The sequence below is a fragment of the Glycomyces halotolerans genome, from assembly GCF_054779575.1.
Genome location: NZ_BAAGXZ010000032.1, coordinates 16,236 through 36,945 on the forward strand (window position 1 = coordinate 16,236; position 20,710 = coordinate 36,945).

At 70.3% G+C, this 20,710-nt stretch carries 17 protein-coding genes; 8 read left to right on the top strand and 9 right to left on the bottom strand.

Translation table 11 applies throughout. From position 1 onward, the window contains the following. Positions 1 to 7 precede the first annotated feature (7 nt). The 3 genes from ACYVL2_RS18985 to ACYVL2_RS18995 form a co-directional block, all read right to left on the bottom strand. Positions 8 to 742 (bottom strand): helix-turn-helix domain-containing protein, encoded by a 735-nt coding sequence (locus tag ACYVL2_RS18985; RefSeq protein WP_460546270.1) that lies wholly within the window; start codon positions 740 to 742, stop codon positions 8 to 10. A gap of 563 nt (positions 743 to 1,305) precedes the next feature. Then, a complete protein-coding gene (locus tag ACYVL2_RS18990) occupies positions 1,306 to 4,002 on the bottom strand; it encodes a family 78 glycoside hydrolase catalytic domain (RefSeq protein WP_460546272.1) in 2,697 nt (898 codons plus the stop codon). A gap of 85 nt (positions 4,003 to 4,087) precedes the next feature. After that, a complete protein-coding gene (locus ACYVL2_RS18995) occupies positions 4,088 to 4,513 on the bottom strand; it encodes a hypothetical protein (RefSeq protein WP_460546275.1) in 426 nt (141 codons plus the stop codon). Between the two features lie 173 nt (positions 4,514 to 4,686). Here ACYVL2_RS18995 and ACYVL2_RS19000 point away from each other — a divergent pair, with 173 nt between their 5' ends. The 4 genes from ACYVL2_RS19000 (at position 4,687) to ACYVL2_RS19015 (ending at position 9,163) form a co-directional block, all read left to right on the top strand. Continuing rightward, the gene (locus tag ACYVL2_RS19000) at positions 4,687 to 5,898 is read left to right on the top strand and encodes an MFS transporter (RefSeq protein WP_460546277.1); all 1,212 of its coding nucleotides are present in this window, start codon (positions 4,687 to 4,689) and stop codon (positions 5,896 to 5,898) included. Between the two features lie 66 nt (positions 5,899 to 5,964). Further along, a complete protein-coding gene (locus ACYVL2_RS19005; protein ID WP_460546279.1) occupies positions 5,965 to 7,389 on the top strand; it encodes a cytochrome ubiquinol oxidase subunit I in 1,425 nt (474 codons plus the stop codon). Next, positions 7,389 to 8,399: a cytochrome d ubiquinol oxidase subunit II gene (locus tag ACYVL2_RS19010; RefSeq protein ID WP_460546303.1), complete on the top strand. Its 1,011-nt coding sequence runs from the start codon at positions 7,389 to 7,391 to the stop codon at positions 8,397 to 8,399. Before ACYVL2_RS19005 ends, ACYVL2_RS19010 begins: the two co-directional genes overlap by 1 nt. Positions 8,400 to 8,497: 98 nt before the next feature. Further along, on the top strand, positions 8,498 to 9,163 hold the full coding sequence (locus ACYVL2_RS19015; protein ID WP_460546282.1) for a type 1 glutamine amidotransferase domain-containing protein: 666 nt from the start codon (positions 8,498 to 8,500) through the stop codon (positions 9,161 to 9,163). Positions 9,164 to 9,213: 50 nt separating this feature from the next. Here the strand turns inward: ACYVL2_RS19015 and ACYVL2_RS19020 are convergent, their stop codons facing one another. Together ACYVL2_RS19020 and ACYVL2_RS19025 are read right to left on the bottom strand one after the other, a co-directional pair. Continuing rightward, entirely contained in the window at positions 9,214 to 9,777 is a 564-nt protein-coding gene (locus tag ACYVL2_RS19020; RefSeq protein ID WP_460546284.1) for a dihydrofolate reductase family protein, read from the bottom strand. 105 nt (positions 9,778 to 9,882) lie between these two features. Beyond that, positions 9,883 to 10,923 (bottom strand): NAD(P)-dependent alcohol dehydrogenase, encoded by a 1,041-nt coding sequence (locus ACYVL2_RS19025; RefSeq protein ID WP_460546286.1) that lies wholly within the window; start codon positions 10,921 to 10,923, stop codon positions 9,883 to 9,885. A 326-nt stretch (positions 10,924 to 11,249) separates the two neighbouring features. On the opposite strand from ACYVL2_RS19025, the gene ACYVL2_RS19030 reads away from it, so the two are divergent. After that, complete coding sequence (locus tag ACYVL2_RS19030; protein WP_460546288.1) at positions 11,250 to 11,849, top strand: DUF4956 domain-containing protein; 600 nt, start codon at positions 11,250 to 11,252, stop codon at positions 11,847 to 11,849. A gap of 14 nt (positions 11,850 to 11,863) precedes the next feature. Further along, the gene (locus ACYVL2_RS19035) at positions 11,864 to 12,622 is read left to right on the top strand and encodes a polyphosphate polymerase domain-containing protein (protein ID WP_460546291.1); all 759 of its coding nucleotides are present in this window, start codon (positions 11,864 to 11,866) and stop codon (positions 12,620 to 12,622) included. Positions 12,623 to 12,627: 5 nt separating this feature from the next. Here ACYVL2_RS19035 and ACYVL2_RS19040 read toward each other — a convergent pair whose 3' ends face one another. Next, a complete protein-coding gene (locus tag ACYVL2_RS19040) occupies positions 12,628 to 13,356 on the bottom strand; it encodes a response regulator transcription factor (protein WP_460546292.1) in 729 nt (242 codons plus the stop codon). A gap of 388 nt (positions 13,357 to 13,744) precedes the next feature. On the opposite strand from ACYVL2_RS19040, the gene ACYVL2_RS19045 reads away from it, so the two are divergent. Continuing rightward, complete coding sequence (locus ACYVL2_RS19045) at positions 13,745 to 14,902, top strand: S1 family peptidase (RefSeq protein WP_460546294.1); 1,158 nt, start codon at positions 13,745 to 13,747, stop codon at positions 14,900 to 14,902. Positions 14,903 to 15,008: 106 nt separating this feature from the next. Here ACYVL2_RS19045 and ACYVL2_RS19050 read toward each other — a convergent pair whose 3' ends face one another. Together ACYVL2_RS19050 and ACYVL2_RS19055 are read right to left on the bottom strand one after the other, a co-directional pair. After that, positions 15,009 to 16,154, bottom strand: a complete 1,146-nt coding sequence (locus ACYVL2_RS19050; RefSeq protein WP_460546296.1) for a winged helix DNA-binding domain-containing protein — start codon at positions 16,152 to 16,154, stop codon at positions 15,009 to 15,011. Positions 16,155 to 16,225: 71 nt separating this feature from the next. Continuing rightward, on the bottom strand, positions 16,226 to 17,767 hold the full coding sequence (locus ACYVL2_RS19055; protein WP_460546298.1) for a gamma-glutamyltransferase family protein: 1,542 nt from the start codon (positions 17,765 to 17,767) through the stop codon (positions 16,226 to 16,228). A 568-nt stretch (positions 17,768 to 18,335) separates the two neighbouring features. On the opposite strand from ACYVL2_RS19055, the gene ACYVL2_RS19060 reads away from it, so the two are divergent. Next, entirely contained in the window at positions 18,336 to 19,352 is a 1,017-nt protein-coding gene (locus tag ACYVL2_RS19060) for a hypothetical protein (protein WP_460546300.1), read from the top strand. Between the two features lie 67 nt (positions 19,353 to 19,419). Here ACYVL2_RS19060 and ACYVL2_RS19065 read toward each other — a convergent pair whose 3' ends face one another. Next, complete coding sequence (locus tag ACYVL2_RS19065) at positions 19,420 to 20,376, bottom strand: NAD(P)-dependent alcohol dehydrogenase (protein ID WP_460546301.1); 957 nt, start codon at positions 20,374 to 20,376, stop codon at positions 19,420 to 19,422. Positions 20,377 to 20,710 lie beyond the last annotated feature (334 nt).

Consider the following 20,710-nt stretch of genomic DNA (forward strand, 5'->3'; position numbering starts at 1 on the left):
GGCGCGCTCAGGATCCGAGCTGGGCGAGCCGCCAAGCCATCTGGAACCGGGTCTCGACTTGGAGTTCCTCCATCAGCAGCGAGACGTAGCGCCGGTAGGTGCGCACCGAGACCTTCATGCGTTTGGCGGCGACTTCGTCGATGCAGCCTTCGCGGAGGTGGTGGAGGACCTTCTGGTTGACCGGGCTGCCGAGCGCGTTCCGCAGCCGCCGGTACAGCTGCGGGGTGAGCGAGAGCCGCCAGTTGCGCTCGAACGCTTCGGACAGCGAGCGCACGAGTTCGGGGACGGCGACCTTGATGACCAGTGCGTAGCGGTGGTCCACGCGGGTTTTGACCAGGGCGGTCTCCTGGTCGAGGATGGCGTACTCGGGCATCGGCCTCCATGCCGAGCGGATGTGCACCAGTTCGGGTTTGAGGTCGAGCGGGATCTCGTCGCCGGTGCCCCACAGGGCCTCGTCGGGCCGGCACAGGGCGCGGAACCTGGTCCGCGTCGTCAGGCGCCGCCGCACCTCTTCGTACATCGGCACGTCGGCGCGCCAGTGCCTGCGGACCGTGTAAGTCATATCCACTTGGGAGGGAAGTCCGTTTTCGTCCGCATAAGCGAGGAATTGCGGGAGGATCGACTCGTCGGCGCCCACCGGCACTTTCTCGGCGGTGCGGGAGACGCTCTCACTGCCGACGATCCGGTCGATCAGGGTGAACACTTGCTGCAGTTGTACTTCCGCACCGACGTGGTGAGGCATGCGAACCACCTTCCCGGTCGAGAGGCTGCGCCCGGCGCCGTTCCGCGCGCGGGGACGCCGGGTGAGAGGAGACGTTTCGACGGCTTCGGCACTGAAGCCGGGTGGCGCGGGGCCGACGCCCTTTCACTCCGTTATTCGAAAGAGCGGCGGCACCTCGTTCGAATACGCACTCGCCGTCGCGAATGCGCACTCGCCTTGTCATTATGCCCGAGCGTTGCCCGTGGGAGGAGTGTCGCCAATACGACAATGCCCATTCCCATTATCGTCATGTCGACATATCTCAGCATGACAAGGCGCCCATGCGGCCGATGGAATCCATTTTCTCGCTGCTGAATGGGGCCATACCGGACTTGCGTACACCGCCGATTCGCCGGCGCCGGTCGCGCCGGTAACGGAATGATCCGCAACAATTCACGGACCCGATCCACCGGCCGCAAACCTAATAGTTGAAATTGCAATCAACTTGGCTCCCAGACACCCGGCCGATTGCACGGGAACCGAACAATATGGGACCGCGCGCCATTCAGGCGTCGGTCGCCGTCGGAATGCGAATGCGGTGCCGGTCAGGTCAGTTCGAGGCGGTGGCCGCCGGCGCCGAGCTTGAGCGCCGGCCTGCCGTACACCTCGGAAGGCACCAGGGCGGCCTGCGCTACCGGGGCGCCGTCGACGCGGACGTCCTCCCACCTGCCCGGCGGCAGCACGAAGGTGCCGGTCGATCCCGGCGGGACGAGGACCTCGGCGTCGACGACCGAACCTTCGGTCTCCCAGCGGATCGAGGCTTCACCCCGGGGCGTGTCCATCATGGCCGCGGCCCAGGCGAGGCCGCCGCCGGGCACGGGTGCGAAGACCACGCGCTCATAGCCCGGCGCCTCCGCGTCGGGCGCGATCCCGGCCACGGTCCGGTACAGCCAGGACGCGACCGCGCCGTAGGCGTAGTGGTTGAACGACACCATCGGGCCGCTGGCGTCCATGGTGCCGCCATGGACGCGGCCGTCCTCGCCGATGGCGTCCCAGCGCTCCCAGACGGTCGTGGCCCCGTGCCGGAGCTGGTGCAGCCAGCCGGGGCTGCGCTCGTTGAGCAGCAGCCGGTAGGCCTCCTCGTGGTGACCGGAGGCGGTCAGGGCGTGCAGGACCAGCGGCGTGCCGAGGAACCCGGTGGCGATCCGGCCGTCGGCGGCCCGCACGAGCGCGGCGAGCGCGGCGGCGGTCTCGGCGCGCTCGGCAGGCGGCGCGATCGCGAACTCCAGGGCCAGCGAGCAGCCGGTCTGCGTGGCCAGGGCCGTGTCCTTGAACCGGCTCCACGCGGCCTCGGCTGCCCGGTCGCCAAGGGACTCATAGTGTTCGGCGTCGGCCTCGTGGCCGAGGACTCGGGCGGCACGGGCGGTGAGCCGGGCGCTGTGCGCCAGGTAGGAGGTGGCGGTGAACGGCGTCGGCGTGGTCGACTCGCCTGGCCGCTCGCTCGAGCCGTTCGGGTCGAGCCAGTCGCCGAAGTGGAACCCGCCCGACCAGATCCCGTCGTCGTCGAGCTGCGTGGCGCCCCAGTCGACCCAGCGGCGCATCGAGTCGTACTGGTCGGCCAGGATCGTCTCGTCGCCGTAGGCCTCGTAGAGCGCCCACGGGACGGTCACGGCGGCGTCGGCCCAGCCGGTGGAGCCGTACCGCAGGTCCTCGTCGTCGAAGACGCCGAGGACGTCGGGCACGACGTGCGGCACGCACCCGTCGTCGCGCTGCTCGGCGGCGAGGTCGCGCAGCCAGCTGCGGAGGAAGGCGCGGCCGTCGAAGTTGTGGCAGGCGGTCGGGGCGAAGACCTGGAGGTCGCCGGTCCAGCCCAGCCGCTCGTCGCGCTGCGGGCAGTCGGTGGGCACGGCCAGGAAGTTGCCGCGCTGGGACCAGACCACGTTCTCGTACAAGCGGTTCACGCGCTCGTCGGAGCAGGCGAAGCGGCCGGTGCGCTCCAGGTCCGAGGCCACGACGACGGCCTCGACGCCGGTGACGCGCACGCCCGGGTCGACCTCGATGTCGGCGTAGCGGAAGCCGTGGAAGGTGAACGGCGGTTCGAGAGTCTCGGCGCGGGCGTCGGCGAGCGTGTAGCGGTCGGTCGCCTCGGCCAGCCGCAGCGGCTCGGTGTGGAGGGACCCTTCGGCGTCGAGCACTTCGGCGTGCCGCACGGTCACCCGCCTGCCGGCCTCTCCTTCGACGGTGAGGCGCAGGTAGCCGGTGAGGTTCTGTCCGGTGTCGACGCGCAGCGCCCCCTCGGGCCCGGGCGCGAAGTCGACCGGCCGGACCTGGACGGCCCGCACCGGCGGCGCCGACCGCTGCTCCAGCCGCGGCGGCAGGTCCAGCGGCCGCGCGGCCTCCCAGTCGCCGTCGTCGTATCCGGGCAGGTGCATGCCGTCGCGACGGCGCCGCAGGTCCACAGTCGCGCCTTCGTAGAGCCCGGCGGAGGTGACCTCGCCGGTGGTCGCCTTCCATTCGCCGTCGGTGCCGACGGTGACGCGCGAGCCGTCGGTGAGCGCGACTTCGAGTTGGGCGAGCAGCGCGAGGGTGTCGCCGTAGAGGGCGCGGCGGCCGGCCCAGGTGAGCGTGCCGCGGTACCAGCCGTCGCCGACCGTCGCGGTGAGCACGTTCGCGCCCGACCGGAGCAGACCGGCCACGTCGTAGGTGGCGTACAGCAGCCGCTTCCCGTACGGGGTCCAGCCCGGTTCGAGCAGGTCCGGCGCGACCGGGCGCCCATTGACGCGCATGTCGTGGACGCCGAGGGCGGTGACGTAGAGGCGGGCGGCGGCGACGGGGCCGTCGAGGTCGATCTCGCGGCGGAACATCGGGGCCGGCCCCGGTTCGACGCGGCCGGCGTCGGAGGGCAGAGCGATGGGGCGGGCCGTCCAGTCGGCGGCCTCGAGCAGCGCGGCCTCGACGCGGGAGGCCTCGCTCCAGGCTGTCCAGCCGCGGTCGGTGCGCACGCGCACCCGCCACCACCGCACTTCGCGGCTGCCGAGGGCGCGGCCGGGCATCGCCGTCTCCTGGCAGGCCGATTCGACCGCGCCGGTGCGCTCGAGCGGGTCGCGGAAGTCCTCGTCGGCGGCGGTCTCGAGTTCGTAGGCGCTCTGGACCACCGCGGACCGGTCGGTCCGCAGCCGCCATGACAGCAGCGGCCGTTCGGCGCCGGTGGCGGCCAGTCCCGAGTCGTCGGCGGTGCGCGGTCGCACCACTACGACGGTCGGATCGGTCGCTTCGTTCGGGGCGACGGTGGTGGACGTCAATGGACTGCCCTCCCGGTTGCATAGACGATGCGGTCGGTCCGCCTCTCGAACATAGTTGCCCGAACGGACGTCCCGCGGCCGCCTTTCAGTCGCCGTCGCCGCCGGTGTCGCCCCAGTCGCCGCCGGCCCGCGCCCACCGGTCCAGCAGCAGGTCCCCTTCGCCCAGCGGCACGGGACGGGCAAGCACCCGGACGAGCACGACCGCCGTGGACGCGACCGTCCCGGCCATGAGGCCGCCCCAGACCGAGCGGCGCCACTCGTCGGTGTCGCCGCCGAGCCAGACGAGCACGGCGATGACGGCCGCCAGCGCGGCGCCGTAACTGAGCCCCGCCCAGGCGACCAGCAGGTTCGCCACGTACTGGCCGTTGCCGAGGCGGCCCCGGTACGGCCGGGGCCGTCGGGACCGCCGCAGGCCGACCACGTCGGCGACGACCACCGCGAGCGACGGCAGTGCCGCCACCGCGACCACGACGGCGGCGAAGTACAGGGACGTCGACATGTCGCCTGGCATCGAGCTGACCTCCACACCGGACTCGGGGCAGCCGAGGGTACGTCCGCGCGATGACACCGGCGTGAACTCGAGGCGAACTCCCGGTCCGATGATGGCGAGCGGCCGGGGTAACCGGGCGCATAGCGGCCGAGCGAGTGGACGGCCGGCGGCCGTCACGCTGGTACGTTCGCGACGTGACCGCCGAAGATGTATCGATACAGTGGCGTTCGCTGCTCCTCCCGATCTACGGCCCCACCCTGCTCATCTCGATCGGCATGGGCGCGATCGTCCCGCTCATCGCGCTCACGGCCCGCGACCTGGGTGCCACCGTCCCGCAGGCGGCGATCGTCGCCGCGCTCGTCGGCGTCGGGCAACTGGCCGGCGACCTGCCGGCCGGGGCGCTGGCCCACCGGTTCGGCGAGAAGCGGGTGCTGCTGGCCGCGTGCGTGGTCGACGCGATCGCGCTGCTGGTCGCCGCGGGCACCGATTCGCTGCCGGTCTTCTCGGCCGCGGTCTTCGTCACCGGGCTGGCGACGGCGGTGTTCGGCCTGGCGCGGCACGCCTACCTGTCCGAGGCGGTGGCGGTGAGCTTCCGCGCCCGCGCGCTGTCCACACTGGGTGGCACGTTCCGGATCGGGCTGTTCTTGGGGCCGTTCGCCGCCGCGCTCCTGGTAGACCAGTTCGCCATCTCGGCGGCCTACGTGTTCGCCGCCGGCATGAGCCTCGCCGGCGGTCTGCTCAGCCTCACGCTTCCGGCGCTGCGCGCCGCCCCGCGCCCGGCCGACCGCGAGCCGGCGAGCGGCATGTGGACGGTACTGGCGCGCCACCGGCGCTTGCTGCTCACCCTCGGCGTCGGCATCCTGCTGATCTCGGTCGCGCGCGCCACCCGCCAGAGCATCGTGCCGCTGTGGGCCGAGTCCCAAGGCGTCGACGCCTCGACGGTCAGTCTCATCTTCGGGGTCTCGGCGGCGGTCGACATGCTGCTGTTCTATCCGGGCGGGGCCATCATGGACCGCTTCGGGCGGCTGTGGGTCGCGCTGCCGGCCATGGTCGTCCTGGGCACCGGATTCCTGATCCTGCCGCTGGCCGGCTCGGTCGTGGCCATCGGCGCGGTGGCGTGTCTGATGGGCCTGGGCAACGGCATCTCGGCGGGCATCGTCCTCACCCTCGGCGCCGATGTCGCCCCGGACGCGGGGCGCCGCCAGTTCCTCGGCGGCTGGCGGCTGTGCGCCGACCTGGGCAACGTCGCCGGACCGGGCCTGATGAGCCTCATCACGCTGGCGTTCCCGCTGGCGGCGGCCGCGGTCGCCCTCGGCGCGATCTCACTGCTCGGCGCCGGATGGCTCGCCAAATGGGTGCCGGCGTACGCGCCGCCGCCGGAACCGGAGCGGGTCGGCACCACCTGAGCACCCCTCATGTGAAAACTTTCACAAGGCCGGGTGTCGCGCCAGAAGCAGGCGTAGCGTCAAAGCATGTTGGCCACCGACCTCGTCGCGCAGCTGTCCGATGTAGCCCAAACGGCGCCGGAACCGGCCGGCCTGCTCCCCGCCCGCCAGCAGATGGCCCTCTCCCTGGGATGGCACATCATCCTCGCCTGCTTCGGCGTCGCCTTCCCGGCCATGATCTTCACGATGCACCTCATCGGCATCCGCCGCGACGACCCCGTCGCTCTCGGCCTGGCCAAACGCTGGGCCAAGGTCTCGGCGGTCCTGTTCGCCATCGGCGCCGTCTCCGGAACCGTCCTCAGCTTCGAGATGGGACTGCTGTGGCCCGGTCTCATGGGCGCCTTCGGCGACGTTCTCGGACTCCCCTTCGCCTTCGAAGGCCTCGCCTTCTTCCTCGAAGCGATCTTCCTCGGCATCTACCTCTACGGCTGGGGCCGCATGCCCGCTGGGCGGCACCTGCTCATGGTCCTGCCCATGGCCGTCACCGGCGTGTTCGGCACCTACTGCGTCCTGGCGGTCAACGCCTGGATGAACGTCCCCACCGGATTCAACATCGTCGACGGCCGGATCACCGACGTCGAACCGTGGCGGGTGCTGTTCAACGGCCACGCCGCACTGCAGTTCGCGCACATGTGGGTCGCCGCCTACATGGTCGCCGGTTTCGTCATCGCCGGCGTCTACGCCGTCGGCATGCTCCGCGGCCGCCGCGACCGCCACCACCGCCTCGGCTTCATCGTCCCCTTCGCCTTCGCCACCGTCGGCGCCCTCGTCCAGCCCTTCGTCGGCCACCTCCTCGGCGCAGGACTCGACGAACGCCAGCCGGCCAAACTCGCCGCCTTCGAACTGGCCGACACCACCGAGAGCCCCGCCCCCCTGCGCATCGGCGGCGTCTACATCGACGGCGAGGTCAAATGGGCCCTCGACATCCCCTACCTCGGATCGATCATCGCCCAGAACTCCCTGAGCGAACCCGTGCCCGGACTCGACACCATCCCGGTCGAAGACCATCCGCCGGTCAACATCGCCCACTGGGCCTTCCAGACCATGATCGGCATCGGGCTGCTGCTCATGCTCGCCGTCCTCCTCTACTGGTTCACCCGCTGGCGGGGGCGCGACCTGTCGGACCACCGCTGGTTCCTCGGATTCGCCGCCGTCGCCGGGCCCCTCGCGGTCGTGGCGATGGAGGCCGGCTGGATCGCCACCGAAGTCGGACGCCAGCCGTGGATCGTCCACGGCATCATGCGCACCGAAGAGGCCGTCGGCGACTACACCGCCAGACTCTGGTGGATCCTGGCCGGCTCGACCCTCCTCTACGGGGCCATGACCGTCGCGGCGGTGATGGTGCTGCGCTCCATGGCACGCAGATGGAGAGCCGGGCAGAGCGACCTTCCCAGCCCCTACGGGCCCCAGGCGCGGCTGCGCGACACATCGAGCGAAGGGGCAGCGAAATGATGAGCCTCGAAGTCGCCGTGGCCGCGGCGCTGTTCGTCGGCGTCGTCGCCTACGCCGTGCTCGGCGGCGCCGACTTCGGCTCAGGCTTCTACGACCTGACCGCCGGCGGCAGCCGCGGCGGCGCCGCCCTGCGCACCCGCATCGACCACAGCATCGGACCGGTCTGGGAGGCCAACCACGTCTGGCTCATCTACGTGCTCGTGACCTGGTGGACCGGCTTCCCCACCGCGTTCTCGGCGGCGATGACCACGCTCATGGTCCCGCTGCTCCTCGCCCTGATCGGCATCGTGCTGCGCGGCGCCAGCTTCGCCTTCCGCAAGTACTCCGAGACCCTCGGCCAGGCGCGGCTGTTCGGCGCGGTCTTCGCGACCTCGTCGGTGCTCACCCCGTTCTTCTTCGGCGCCGTCGCCGGGGCACTGGCCTCGGGGAGGGTCCCCGCCGAAGGCTACGGCGACCCCTGGACCTCCTGGCTCAACCCGACCTCGCTGTTCGGCGGCCTGATCGCCGTCGGCACCTGCGCGTTCCTCGCCGGCGTGTTCCTGACCGCCGACGCCGCCCGCGGCGAGGAGCCGGACCTGGCCGAGTCCCTGCGGCGACGGTCGCTGGCGGTCGGGATCGCCACCGGCGCGGTGGTCTTCGCCGCGCTCGTCCCCATCACGAGCGACGCCCCGACCCTGAGCGCGGGACTCACCGGGAGGGCGGCGCCGCTGATCGTGCTCTCGGCTCTGGGCGGGGCCGCCACGCTGCTGCTGCTCCACCGCCGCCGCTACGGCCCGGCCCGCCTCACCGCCGTACTCGCGGTCTCCTCGGTCGTCTCCGGCTGGGGCCTGGGCCAGTACCCGTGGATGCTGGTCGACCAGACCACCATCGCCGAGGCGGCCGGCGCGTCGGCGACCCTCCAGGGGCTGCTGGTGGCCGTCGGCATCGCCGCCGTGGTCGTCGGCCCGGCGCTGGGCTACCTGTTCTACCTGACCCAGTCGCCGCAGTGGAGCCGCGGCTCGGGCACCTGACCGGCGGCGTTCGGGCCCGCATCAACTCCGTTCCCCCGGGTACCCGGGCGCTGCGGCTCCGCCGCGGCACTGCATGAGGGAACGAAGGGATTCAACCGATGGCCAAGAAAGTGATGCTGGCGCTCACCAGCCACGCCCAGCTCGGCGACACCGGACGGGAGACCGGGTACACCGTCCCCGAGGCCGCGCACCCGTGGCGGGTCTTCCGCGACGCCGGGCTCGACGTCGACTTCGTGTCGGTCGACGGCGGCGAGCCGCCGTACGAGGGCTACGAGGACGACGACCCGGTCCAGAAGGAGTTCTTCGAGACCCAGAGCGAGCGCCTGCGGTCCACCCGCAGCGCCGAGGAGGTCGACCCGGCCGAGTACGACGCGATCTACTTCGTCGGCGGACACGGCACCATGTGGGACTTCCCCGAGTCGCGGGAGCTGTGCCGGGCCGCCGCCGACGTCTACGAACGCGGCGGCGTCGTCTCGGCGGTCTGCCACGGCCCGGCGGCGCTGGTCAACGCCAAACTCTCGGACGGCTCGTACCTGGTCTCCGGCAAGCGGCTCAACTCGTTCACCAACGAGGAGGAGGCCGCCATGGAACTCGACGACACGGTCCCGTTCCTCCTGCAGAGCCGCCTCGAGGAGCGCGGCGCGCAATGGGAGGGCGGCGAGAAGTTCAGCGAGTACACCGTCGCCGACGGCCGCCTGGTCACCGGCCAGAACCCGGCCTCGGCGGGCAAGACCGCCCAGCTGGTGGTCGACCGGCTCTCCTAGTGGACGCACGGACGCGCCCGGTCCCCCGCGGAACCGGGCGCGATCCGCGTTCAACGGACGACGTCGAAGATCTGCTTTTGGACCCCGTTGCCGTAGGCCTCCTGCTCGACCAGCCGCAGCTTGGTCCAGTCCTTGTCGGCCTCGCTCCACAGCCGCTTGCCGGCGCCGAGGAGTACCGGGAAGACCAGCAGGTGGTAGCGGTCGACCAGGCCCGCGTCGGCGAGGCTCCGGCCCAGTTCGGCGCTGCCGTGGACGGCGATCGGCCCGCCCTCGGTCTCCTTGAGCGCGGCGACCTCGTCGAGCGAGCGGAGCACGGTCGCCGGCCACTTCGGGTCGTCCTCTTCGAGGGTGGTCGAGACGACGTAGCGCGGCATGGCGTTGTAGCCGGCGAACTCCTCCATCGTCGGCCAGACCGGCGCGAAGGCCTCATAGGAGCGGCGGCCCAGCAGCAGCGCGCCGGTCTCCTCCTGCTCGCGGGCCTTGATCTCGTAGGCGGCCTCGTCGAATTCGACGGTCTTGAACGTCCAGCCGGTGTTGCGGTAGCCGTCCTCGCCGCCGGGCGCCTCCATGACGCCGTCGACGGACACGAACGCGGTGACGATGAGCTTGCGCATGATGTTCTCCCGTTTCTTACCGAAGGCTTGTCCTTTCACCCTCAGGTCGAACGGGCGCGGCCCGGATCGACACCCCGCCGGAATTTTTCTTCGGAAATCCTCGATTCAGCCGTTCGGAAGGATGACCGCGCGGCCCCGGACGGCGCCCTCGTGCAGCCGCTCATAGGCGACCGGCCCCTCGTCCAGGCCGAACGTCTCGACGTGGACGTCGACGAAGCCGCCGCGGGCCAGGTCGAGGACTTCGATCAGTTCACCTCGGCTTCCCCAGTACGGCGCCCTGACGGCGACCTCGAACGGCAGGATTCCGAACGCCACCGGGATGCTGCCGCCGCCGATGCCGATGAGGACCACGTCGGAGTCGACCGCGGCGGCGCCGGCCGCGATCTCCGCGGTCGACGGCATGCCCACGAAGTCGAACACCGCGTTCGCGCCGACGCCGTCGGTCAGGTCCTTGAGCCTGGCCGGCGCGGCGTCGTCGGACAGGACCGTCTCGTGCGCGCCGACCTCCCGGGCCAGGGCCAGCTTCTCCTCGGACACGTCGACGGCGATCACGCGGGCCGCGGTCATCACCCGCAGCAGCTGCACCCCGACGTGCCCGAGGCCGCCGGTGCCGATGACCACGGCGGTGCTGCCGGGGACGAGTTTCGGCAGCGACCGCTTGATCGCGTGGTACGGCGTCAGGCCCGCGTCGGTCAGCGGCACCGCCTTCACCGGGTCGAGGCCACCCAGCGGCGCGAGATGCCGGACGTCGTCGACGATCATGTACTCGGCCATGGCGCCGGGCGCTCCGAGCCCGGGCGGGTGGATCGCCAGTTCGGCCGCCCGCAGGCAGTAGTTCTCGTCTCCGGCGGCGCATTTGCGGCACCGCCCGCAGCCCCACGGCCCGTACACGGCCATCGGTTCGCCTATCTCGACGCCGGTGACGCCCTCGCCGAGCGCCTCGACGGTGCCGGCGCCTTCGTGGCCGAGCGTCATGGGCAGCTCGTAGGGGAACTCGTCGGCCGACCAGCCCATGACGGTGGCGTCTGAGTGGCACACTCCGGCGGCGGTGACCTTGAGCAGGACCTCTCCGGGCCCCGGTTCGGGGGTGGGGACCTCGACCACTTCGGGGGCGGCGCCTATCGCGCGGTATTGCAGGGCTTTCATCGACCGATGCCTCCTAGCGGCGTCGATCCGGGGCGGACTCGCCTCCGGCGCCGCCGCCCCGGTCTGTTCTGCGGACCGGAATCACCGTAACCCCGCGCGGTGGGCTCGGCGGCGGGAATCGGGAAGTGCCGCCCCGCCCCGATGGCCGTGAAAGTCTCGTCAGTCCAGTTTGGATTTCAGGTGAACGCACTCCCTTCGAATCCCGACGATGACGCGGTCGGTGGCGAGGGGGACTGTGGAAATTCTATGGAAACGCTTGCTCGTTCATCGGGAACGCATAGACGGCTCATGGGGACTCCATAGGTTCGCGATCTATAAAGCGGGGTATGGACGATTTCGGATGGACGGGACTGCTCGCCGATCTGGCTCTCATCAGCATGCTGGTGTTCGGGGTCTACTACCGCAGGCACCGCAGGAGGCACATGGTCGTGCCCTATATCGGCATCAACATCGGCGTCTACGCGGTGGTGACGGCACTGCTGGGGACCGATATCGGGATAGGCGTGGGCATCGGCCTGTTCGGCGTGCTCTCCATCATCCGGCTCCGATCGTCCGAGCTGAGCCACGGCGACGTCTGCTACTACTTTTCGGCGCTCTCCATTGGACTCGTCTGCGGCATTCCGCTGACGCCGGCGTGGACGGGACCGGCGCTGGGCCTGCTCGTGGTCGTCGTCATGGCCGTCATCGACCAGCCGTTCCTCCACCAGCGTTACCGGCAGGAGCGGGTGGTGCTCGAGCGGATCTACCACTCCCGGGCCGAACTGGAGGCCCGGCTGCTCGAGCTGCTCGACGCCGAGGCGATCACGCGGATCGAGACCACCTTGACCGACCTGGTGCGCGACTCCCAGACCGTCGAGGTCACCTACCGGGTCGCCACCGGCGGACCGACGCGGTCGCCCAGGCGCCGACCGGCATTCGTCCGTTGATCTGGGAGCGCTCCATGTACGACCTGCTGTCCCCCATAGCACTCACCGACCTGCTGGCGGTCGCCGAACTGCAGACGCGTGTGGACCGCAAGTACCTGGTCGACCGCGGCGACCTCGAGCGGACGCTGGCCGACCTGCGCGGCGAGCTGTCGGTGCTCGAGCTGGATCGCCGTCGCCGGTTCGACTACGAGTCGGCGTACTTCGACACCCCGGACCTGTCCAGCTACCTCAGCGCCGCCCACTCCAGACGTCGCCGCTTCAAGGTCCGCACCCGCACCTATCTGGACTCGGGCCAGTGCATGCTCGAGATCAAGACCCGCGCCGGCGACGCCACGGTCAAGCGGCGCTTCGAGTACCTCGAGCAGGACCGGCACCGCCTCACCGAGGAGGGCCGGTCACGGATCGAGGACGCCGCGGAGGTCCCCATCCCGGTCGAGGCGCTGCGACCGGTGCTGGTCACCCGCTACGAGCGCGCGACCATGCTCCACCGCCCCTCGGGGGCGCGGCTGACCTGCGACACGGAACTGCGATTCGAGGACTTCGACGGCCGCTTCGGGGCGATCAGCCCCGACATGGCCGTGGTCGAGGTCAAGAGCGCCGGGCGGCCGGGCCCGGTCGACCGCCGACTGTGGAAGGCCGGCTACCGCCCCTGCGCCATCAGCAAGTACGGCACCGGGCTGGCGTTCCTCCACCCGGACCTGCCGGCGAACAAGTGGAACCGGACACTGCGGCGCCACTTCGGCTGGTGCCCCATGCGCCTGGCGTGGGCCTGAGCCGGTCACGCCGGTCTGAGGACGTAGCCGACCCCCCGCACGGTGTGGATCATCGGCTCGGCGCCGCGGTCGATCTTGCGGCGCAGGTACGAGATGTAGAGCTCGACGATGGTCGGCTTGCCGCGGAAGTCGTAGCTCCAGACCTGCCGCAGGATCTGCTCCTTGCTGAGCACCCGGCGGGGGTTGCGCATCAGGTAGCGCAGCAGCCGGAACTCGGTGTCGGTCAAGTCGACGATCGTGTCCCCGCGCCGCACCTCGCGCGACTCCTCGTCGAGCTCGAGGTCGCCGACGACGATGGTGGGCGGCACTTCGATCGACGAGACGGCGCTGCGTCGCCGCATGCACTTGAGCCGGAGCATGACCTCCTCGAGATTGAACGGTTTGGCGACGTAGTCGTCGGCACCGGCCGCGAGGCAGCCGATCTGGTCCTGTGCGCCGGCCTTGCCGGCCAGGACCATCACGGGGACCTCGGGGAACTCCGATCGCATGCGGCCCAGCAGGGCCAGGCCGTCGATGTCGGGCATCGCCAGCTCGGTCACCACCATGTGCGGTCGCTGCGCTCGCAGGTGGGCCAGGGCCGTGGCGCCGTTCGGGGCCGGGATCGCCTCCCAGCCTTCCAACTTGCACGCCGTGTCCAGGATTCCGCGGACGTTCGCGTCCGGGTCGGCTGTGAGGATCCGTGTGAGGGTGGAGCCAGATCCGTCCAGCCTTGGGGTCTTAAGGGTGAACTCCACCTGAACATTCTAAACCCGACATTCCGTATATATCCATAGACTTCGATGTCTAGTTCGTGACGATGCTTCGCAGAACGCCGAGAGTCCGGATGACGACCCGAGCCGTTCCGGCGGGGTCGGCGCCGCCGTAGCCGGCAACCACTTAGCCCCTCCCTGATCCCAAGGGCACCAACGATATACACCGGTTCGCCGCAAACCTGTCCCTTGCACCTCGAGGTGACGAATATGCAACGCCATGGCAACTTGAGGGATATTAACTGAATAACTTACACCTTCTGGTTTGCGCGGTTTAGCTCTAATCTCCTCATATGGCGTCGCTCACCAGCGACCGCCATGACAGTTGCCCCCCGGTAGCTGTCCAATGCCCACACCCGAAAGGCATACACATATGAAACGCCAACGAGCCCTTGCGGTCACCGCCGCAAGCGCCCTAGTCACCTCCCTCGCACTCGGCTTCGGATCGACCCCCGCCTCCGCGGACCCGCTCGAGCTGAAGGCCGACGAAGCCCGCGACGACCTCCTCGGCAAGGTCAGTCCCGACCTGGTCACCGAGATGTCGGAGACCTTCGACCTGACCGCCACCGAGGTCTACGACCGCCTCGCGGTCGAAGCGGTCGCCTCCGAACTGCTCGAAGAGGTCCCCGAGTCCTTCGAGGACACCTACGCCGGCCTCTGGGTCTCCGAGGAGGCCGACGAGATCCTGGTCGCCACCACCTCCAAGGCCGACGCCGACGACCTGGCGGCCGAAGGCGCCACCCCGGTGCTGGTCGACCACGACATGGCCGACCTCGAAGCCGCGGTGGCCGACCTCGACCGCGTCGAAGGCGACGACGTCTACGGCTACTACATCGACGTCGAGTCGAACGGCGTCGTCATCGAGGCCGCCGACGAGGCCGCCGCGACCGACCTGGCAAAGGCCGCCGGCGTCGACCTCGACATGGTCACCGTCGACACCACAGCCGAAGCGCCCGAGACCTACTACGTGCGCGGCGGCGACGCCTACTACATCAACAACTCCTCGCGCTGCTCGGTCGGCTTCGCCGTCACTCGCGGCTCGACCAAGGGGTTCGTCACCGCGGGGCACTGCGGCAGTGTCGGCTCCCGAGTGACCAGCGGCAGCGCCGCGCCCGGCACGTTCCAGCAGTCGGTGTTCCCCGGCGCGGACGCCGCCTGGGTCTCGGTCGGCAGCAACCAGACGCTGTACAACATCGTGAACATGTACAGCGGTTCGCGCTACGTCTACAACTCGAACCAGGCCGCTCCCGGCTCATCGGTCTGCCGTTCGGGTTCGACCACCGGTTGGCACTGCGGCACCGTGCAGGCGCTGAACCAGACCGTGTACTACTCCCAGGGCGCGGTCCGCGGCCTGACCCGCACCAGCGTGTGCGCCGAACCCGGCGACTCGGGCGGCTCGTTCATCACCGGCGGCAGCGCCCAGGGCATGACCTCGGGCGGCTCGGGCAACTGCCGCTCTGGAGGAACGACCTACTTCCAGCCCATCAACCCGGCGCTCAACGCCTGGGGCCTGTCGCTGTACACCGGATAGCGCGGCCAGACGACCGGCCGCGGCGACTCCCCCGAACCCGCGAGCCGGCACGGTAGCGAAGGGCCTCCTGCCGCAGGAGGCCCTTCGTCGCTCGCCAAGTCCCCGATCACAGGTCCACTGGGGAGAACGAATCGGCCCCGTCCGCGGGGGTCTGCCACTTCGGCTTCGCGTCCACCCATGAGCCGACCCGCTCGACGGCGGCCTCCAAGTGGGCGCGGTCGGCCCGGCCCTCGTCCCACTGCACCGCCTCGACCACCAGATCCCCGTTGTTCCGGCGCAGCGCCACCCGACCGGGGATGTCGTCGCCGACGAACACCGGCAGGCAGTAGTAGCCGAACGTGCGCTTGGCCTCGGGCACGTAGATCTCGATCTTCCAGTCGTGCCCCCACAGCCGCCGCATCCGCTCGCGCAGCCACACCAGCTGGTCGAACATCGACACCGCCACGGCCCGTTCGGGGTCGGGCGCGCGAAGCCGCGCGGCGTCCGGGTCGATCCAGGTCCGGCCCCTCCAGCCCTCGACCTTCACCTGCTCGACGCCCATCTCGCGGAGCGTGCGCTCGACCGTGGCGACCTTGAGCCGGAAGTAGTCGGCGATGTCCCTGGAGGTGGCCACGCCGAGGTTCCGCAGCGCGGTCCCGACCATGTACCGGTAGCACTCGTCGTCGCCCGCGTCCCAGTAGTGCTTGGACGGGATCGCCTTCTCGGCGAACTGGTAGACCCGCTTGAACCCGATGCGGTGCGTGCAGGCCAACTCCCCCACCAGCATCATCCGCTCGGCGGCCCGCTTGTGGTCGGTGCGCAGGTTCCAGCTGTCGCCCATGTTCTTCGCCCCGCCGCGGTGCATCGCCCCCGACGGGAAATGCGAGACGGTCACCGCGCCGTGGGCGGCGACGAGGCGACGCACGTCCTCGTACGCGCTCTCCGGGACAGGCAGGTGCTCGTGTTCCTCGCGCCACCAGCGGCGACGCCTGGCGTGGTACGGCCACGAGGACACCGGCATCAGCGACATCGCGTGCGCCCAGCCTTCGAACGCCACCGCGGTCCGGCGGCGGTCCAGGCTCCCCACCGCTTCATCGAAATCGAGGTCGCGTGCCAGCAGCGTCAGCTCATGGGCGCGCCGGACGGCCGAGATCGTGTCGAGCTGGACGCAGCCGAGGCGTTCGAGCACGGTCCGGTAGCGGAGCGCCTTGGGCCGCAATTGGCTCGCGACGGCGATCCGGCGGGCCTGAGCGAGGCTCATCGACTCGGGCACGACCGCCTCCTTCCGAGAGGGTGAGAAGACATCGAACGTATCCGCCGCCTCCGACACTCCGGCCGCGACCGTCAGCCCACCCGAGCGACCGTCCCGGTCTCGGCGCGCGGGTCGGCCGCCCCCGCGACGCCGCCCTCCTCGTCGATCTCGATGAGGTGGGCATGGCCGAAGGTGCTGGTCACGCGCTCGTCGGAGATGCGGTGGCCGCGCGCGGACAAGCCCTCGCGCCACGCCTCCGGGGCACCGGTTTCGAGCTCGAGGTCGATTTCGTAAGGCCCCGACCAGGTGCCGAATCCGGTCTCGCCGGGGTAGAGGCACCACCGCGGCGCGTTCACCGCCGCCTCCACCGGTGCGCCCGAATGGAGGACGCGGGAGAGCAGCTGGGTGAGGATCTGCGGCTGCGAATCGCCGCCCATGGTCCCGGCGACCAGGCGCAGCGACCCGTCTGAGCGCGTGACCAGCGCGGGCACGAGCGTGTGCGGGGGCCGCCGGCCCGGGGCGAGCTCGGCCGGGTGGCCCGGGGTCAGGTTGAAACCGGTGCCGCGGTTCTGCAGTCCGATCCCGGTGCGCGGTTCGAACAGTCGCGTGCCGAACCCGGCCGCGTTCGACTGGATGTAGGAGACGGCCATACCCGCGCCGTCGCGGACGGCCATGTACGTGGTGCCGCCGGGCTGCTGCCTGACGGGGACGTCGGCCCGGGCGTCGGCCCTGATCCGCCCGGCCCGTGCCTCGGCGTCGGCCGGCAGGTCGGCGACGTCGGCGCCTTCGAAGAGGCGGTCGGGCCGGTCGAATCCGGCCAGACGGGAGGCTTCGATCAGGTAGTGCGCCCAGAGCGGGTCGGACGGGTCCTCGGGCAGGCCGAGCCGCTCGGCGATGGCCATCGACAGCAGCAGGAGGTAGCCCTGGGAGTTCGGTGCGGCCGTCCAGATCCGGTGCCCGAATGCCTCCACGCTGAGCGGGTCGTGCCAGTCGGCTTGCGGCGCTGCGAGGTCGGCCTCGGTGAAGAGCCCGTCGCCCATCTCGATGAGGCCGCGGCCGAAGTCGCCGAGATAGAAGCCGTCGCGGCCGCCCTCGGCCGTCGCTCGCAGGGCCTCGGCGGTGCGCTCGCGGGTGGCGGTGGCGCCAGGCTCCAAGCCGACCAGGTCTTCAGCGCCGGCCACGCCTGCGAGAGTGCTGCCCGCGCGGGCGAGCATGGCCGTGGCCGGCCAGCCTCCCGCGGCCAGCTCGATCGCCGGCGCGAGGAGTTCGGCCATCGGCCGCGTCCCGAAGCGCCGGTGGAGTTCGAACCAGCCGTCGACGCAGCCGGGGACGGGCGTCGAGCGGATGTCGTCGCGGAAGGGCATCACCAGGTGGCCCTCCGACCGAAGCGCCTCGGCGTCGGCGCCGGACCCGGCGCGGCCCGAGGCGTTCAGGCTCGCCGGCCGCTCCTCGCCGGGCTCGTGGACGAGCGCGAACAGATCGCCGCCGAGCCCGCACAGGTGCGGGGCGACGACGGTCAGCGCCGCGCCGGCGGCTATCGCCGCGTCGACGGCGTTGCCACCCGCCGCCAGCACTTCGCGGCCGATGCCGCTGACGTGCGGATCGACCGAACACACCACACCGTGACCGACCACGGGACCTCCTCGCTACGGTTCGCGACCACGAAGCCTACCTTGCCGCCCGGCTAGTGACGAGAGTGATCGTCGCGGCAGCGCACGGCCGGTCCCGCCGGTTCGCCGACGGCCGCCTCCGGCACTCGGGGCTCGAATTGCGCTTCCTCAATTCGAAGAGAAGCCGACCCGTGCGGTGTCCGACGCTTTCCCGATCGCTTTCTCAGTCATCCACAGTGACCGGAAAACGCCAGGTCGCGCGACACTCCCAGGCGCCACACCGTTCGCCATGCACCACTTCGCAGAACCGGCGTGTATCGATTCGATGTGAGCGACAATGGGCGGTGGCCGAGATCGCCATTCGGAGGGCGGCACAAATTACAGTGCCGGTGCTCACGAGGGATGCGTTTGCGCCTGGACGGGCCTAGCATAGAGGCGGACCGCAGCCACCTGTACGGCAAAGTTTCTTGTACGGTGGAGGACAGCGGTGGGACGAGAAGAAAGATCGGAACTGGTGATGGAAGAGCCAACACAGCCTGCAGATAGTGCCGGCCCGATCTCATCGACTGTACGCCGCTGGCGTCGTCTGGCCGTGCGCCATGACCTCCGGTGGAGCGAACTGCTGCTGATCGCGCTGAATCTGTACGGCCTGCGCGGCAACGACACCGAGGGCATGCGGCTGCGCATCAACTCCGAGAACGAGGAGTTCATGATGGTGCTGCCCGCCGACCGTGCGACCTCGCCGTTCAGCCTCCGCGCGCACGTCGACCGCTCCTCACCCCAGCACGGCCTGACCGAGCTGTGCGTGGACGGCACGCCGGTCGCCGAGATCATCGAGGCCGAGCCGGGCGAAGAGGTGCGCGGCTATCTGCGCGCCGATGGGACCGCCGCGACCCTGCTGCTGCAGGAGGAGACGGACGACCTCGCCGAACTGGTGAAGAGCTACCGGGACCTGCTGCAGGCGTTGTCCACCGACCTGGCCGACGACGGCACGTCGCATGAGTTCAAGGAGGTCATGCTCTCGGCGGGCACCGCCCACGATGAAGCGCTGGTGGTCCAGCACCTCGAAGCGGTCCGCGAGGCCATGACCGCTGAAGGGCTGCCGGAAGAGACGACCCTCGGCGTGCTGACTCCGGCGATCCACAGCCGGTCGGCCTTCGCCGAACTGGCCGAGCGGGTCGGCCCCGTCCTCCTCTTCCTGACCACGGAATCGTTCGAGGAGCCGGAGCCCGAAGGCGAAGAAGGCGAGAGCAGGCAGTCCGAGAGGCTGGCCGAGATCCTCGCCGCGGCCCGCGCGGCGGGCCATCGGACCTCCTTCACCTACACGGTGGGGAGCGAACCGCTCGACGAGATGCGGGAGTGGCTGCTGCCGCTCGCCGAGCAGACGACGCTGTGGCCGTCGCTGGCGATCCTTCCGGCGGAGACGCCCGTGGACGACTCGCAGCATGTGGCCGCCCCGGATGAGCGCCTCGACTTCTTCCTGGAGGCGCGGAGCCTCCTGGAGCAGATCTTCGCCCCGACCGAGCTGCGCCCGGAACCGTGGCGCTGCTACCGGGGGCTCTGGTACCGCCAGCACGCGGGAGAGCCCCTCGAGGGCCCCTACGTCTAGCGATTCCGGGCATGCGCGAAGGGCCGCAACCATCCTGCTTGCGGCCCTTTCTCGTGCGCGGCCTTCACTACGGCACTTCGATGACGATCTTTCCTTGGTTGTCGCCGGCGGCGAGCCGCACGAACGCCGCATGCGCCTCGTCCAAGGAGTAGGTGCGGTCGACGACGGGGGCGACGGCGCCTTCGGTGACCAGGGCGGTGACCGCTTCCAAGTCCGCGCGTGACTGCGGCACCATCAGTACGCCGACGCTTTTCCCAGTGGTCCAACCGATCGGCGGGCCGGCTACGAGTGTCGCGAGCAGCACGCGAGCGTGCCCGCCGACCATGAAGTACGTGCCGCCACGTCGCAGTGCGCGGTGCACTCGATACGGCGGGCGGTGCGCCACCAGGTCCACCACGCGGTCGTAGCGGTCACGGTGGTCGGCCCAGTCCTCTGCTTCGAAGGCGACCGTGTCGTCAGCGCCGACTCGCAGTAGGTGGTCCGCCTTGTCCGCGCGGTCGACGGCGGTGACCGTGGCACCGAGGTGTTTGGCGAGGCCGATCACGAGCGCGCCGCCGGCTCCGCCAGCACCGTTGACGAGTACCTGGTCTCCCGTTCTCAGTCCGCGCGTCGTGCGGAAGGCGATGCAACCTGCCTGCGGTATCGCCGCCGCGTCAGCGAAGGAGAGACCGGGTGGCTTGCGGGCCAGCAGCCGCGGCGAGGTCGCGACGTATTCCGCGAGTCCGCCGCGGTATCCGGCAAGCTCGCCGAAGACCTCGTCGCCTGCCGCGAACTCCGTCACCGAGCCGCCCACGGCCGCCACGACTCCGGCGACGTCCGAGCCCGGCACCGGGTTCCGCGGACGCCGCAGTCCTCCCAACCGCGCGTAGAAGGGCCGTCCGATGAGGTTCTCGCGATCCGATCCGTTGAGTGATACCGCACGGACCTGCACCAATATCTCGTCGTCCGCCGGAACCGGCTCTGGAACGTCTCCGACTGAGACGATGTCGGCCGTCCCGTACCGCTCCTGAATGACGGCTCTCATGGGGGGCGCTCCTGTCTTGCGAGGGCTGGGCGCCATCAGCTTATCGGCAGCAGGCCGAGCTTAAAGTCCCCAGATGGACGCTCCGATGCCAAGTTCGGCGCTCTCGCGCCGGCGGTGGGCATAAAAAAGCGGCCTCCGCGTCAGCGGGGGCCGTTCATACCGAATAAAGCGGTGACTGTTTGCCGATGGTCGGGACCGGGATGTCAGGTGGTGTTTCGGGACGGTCGGTGGGTACACGGAAACGGCCTCCGCTGACGCGGAGGCCGTTTCTTCTCATGTATATGTTTGGCGGTGTCCTGCTCTCCCACACCCTCGCGAGTGCAGTACCATCGGC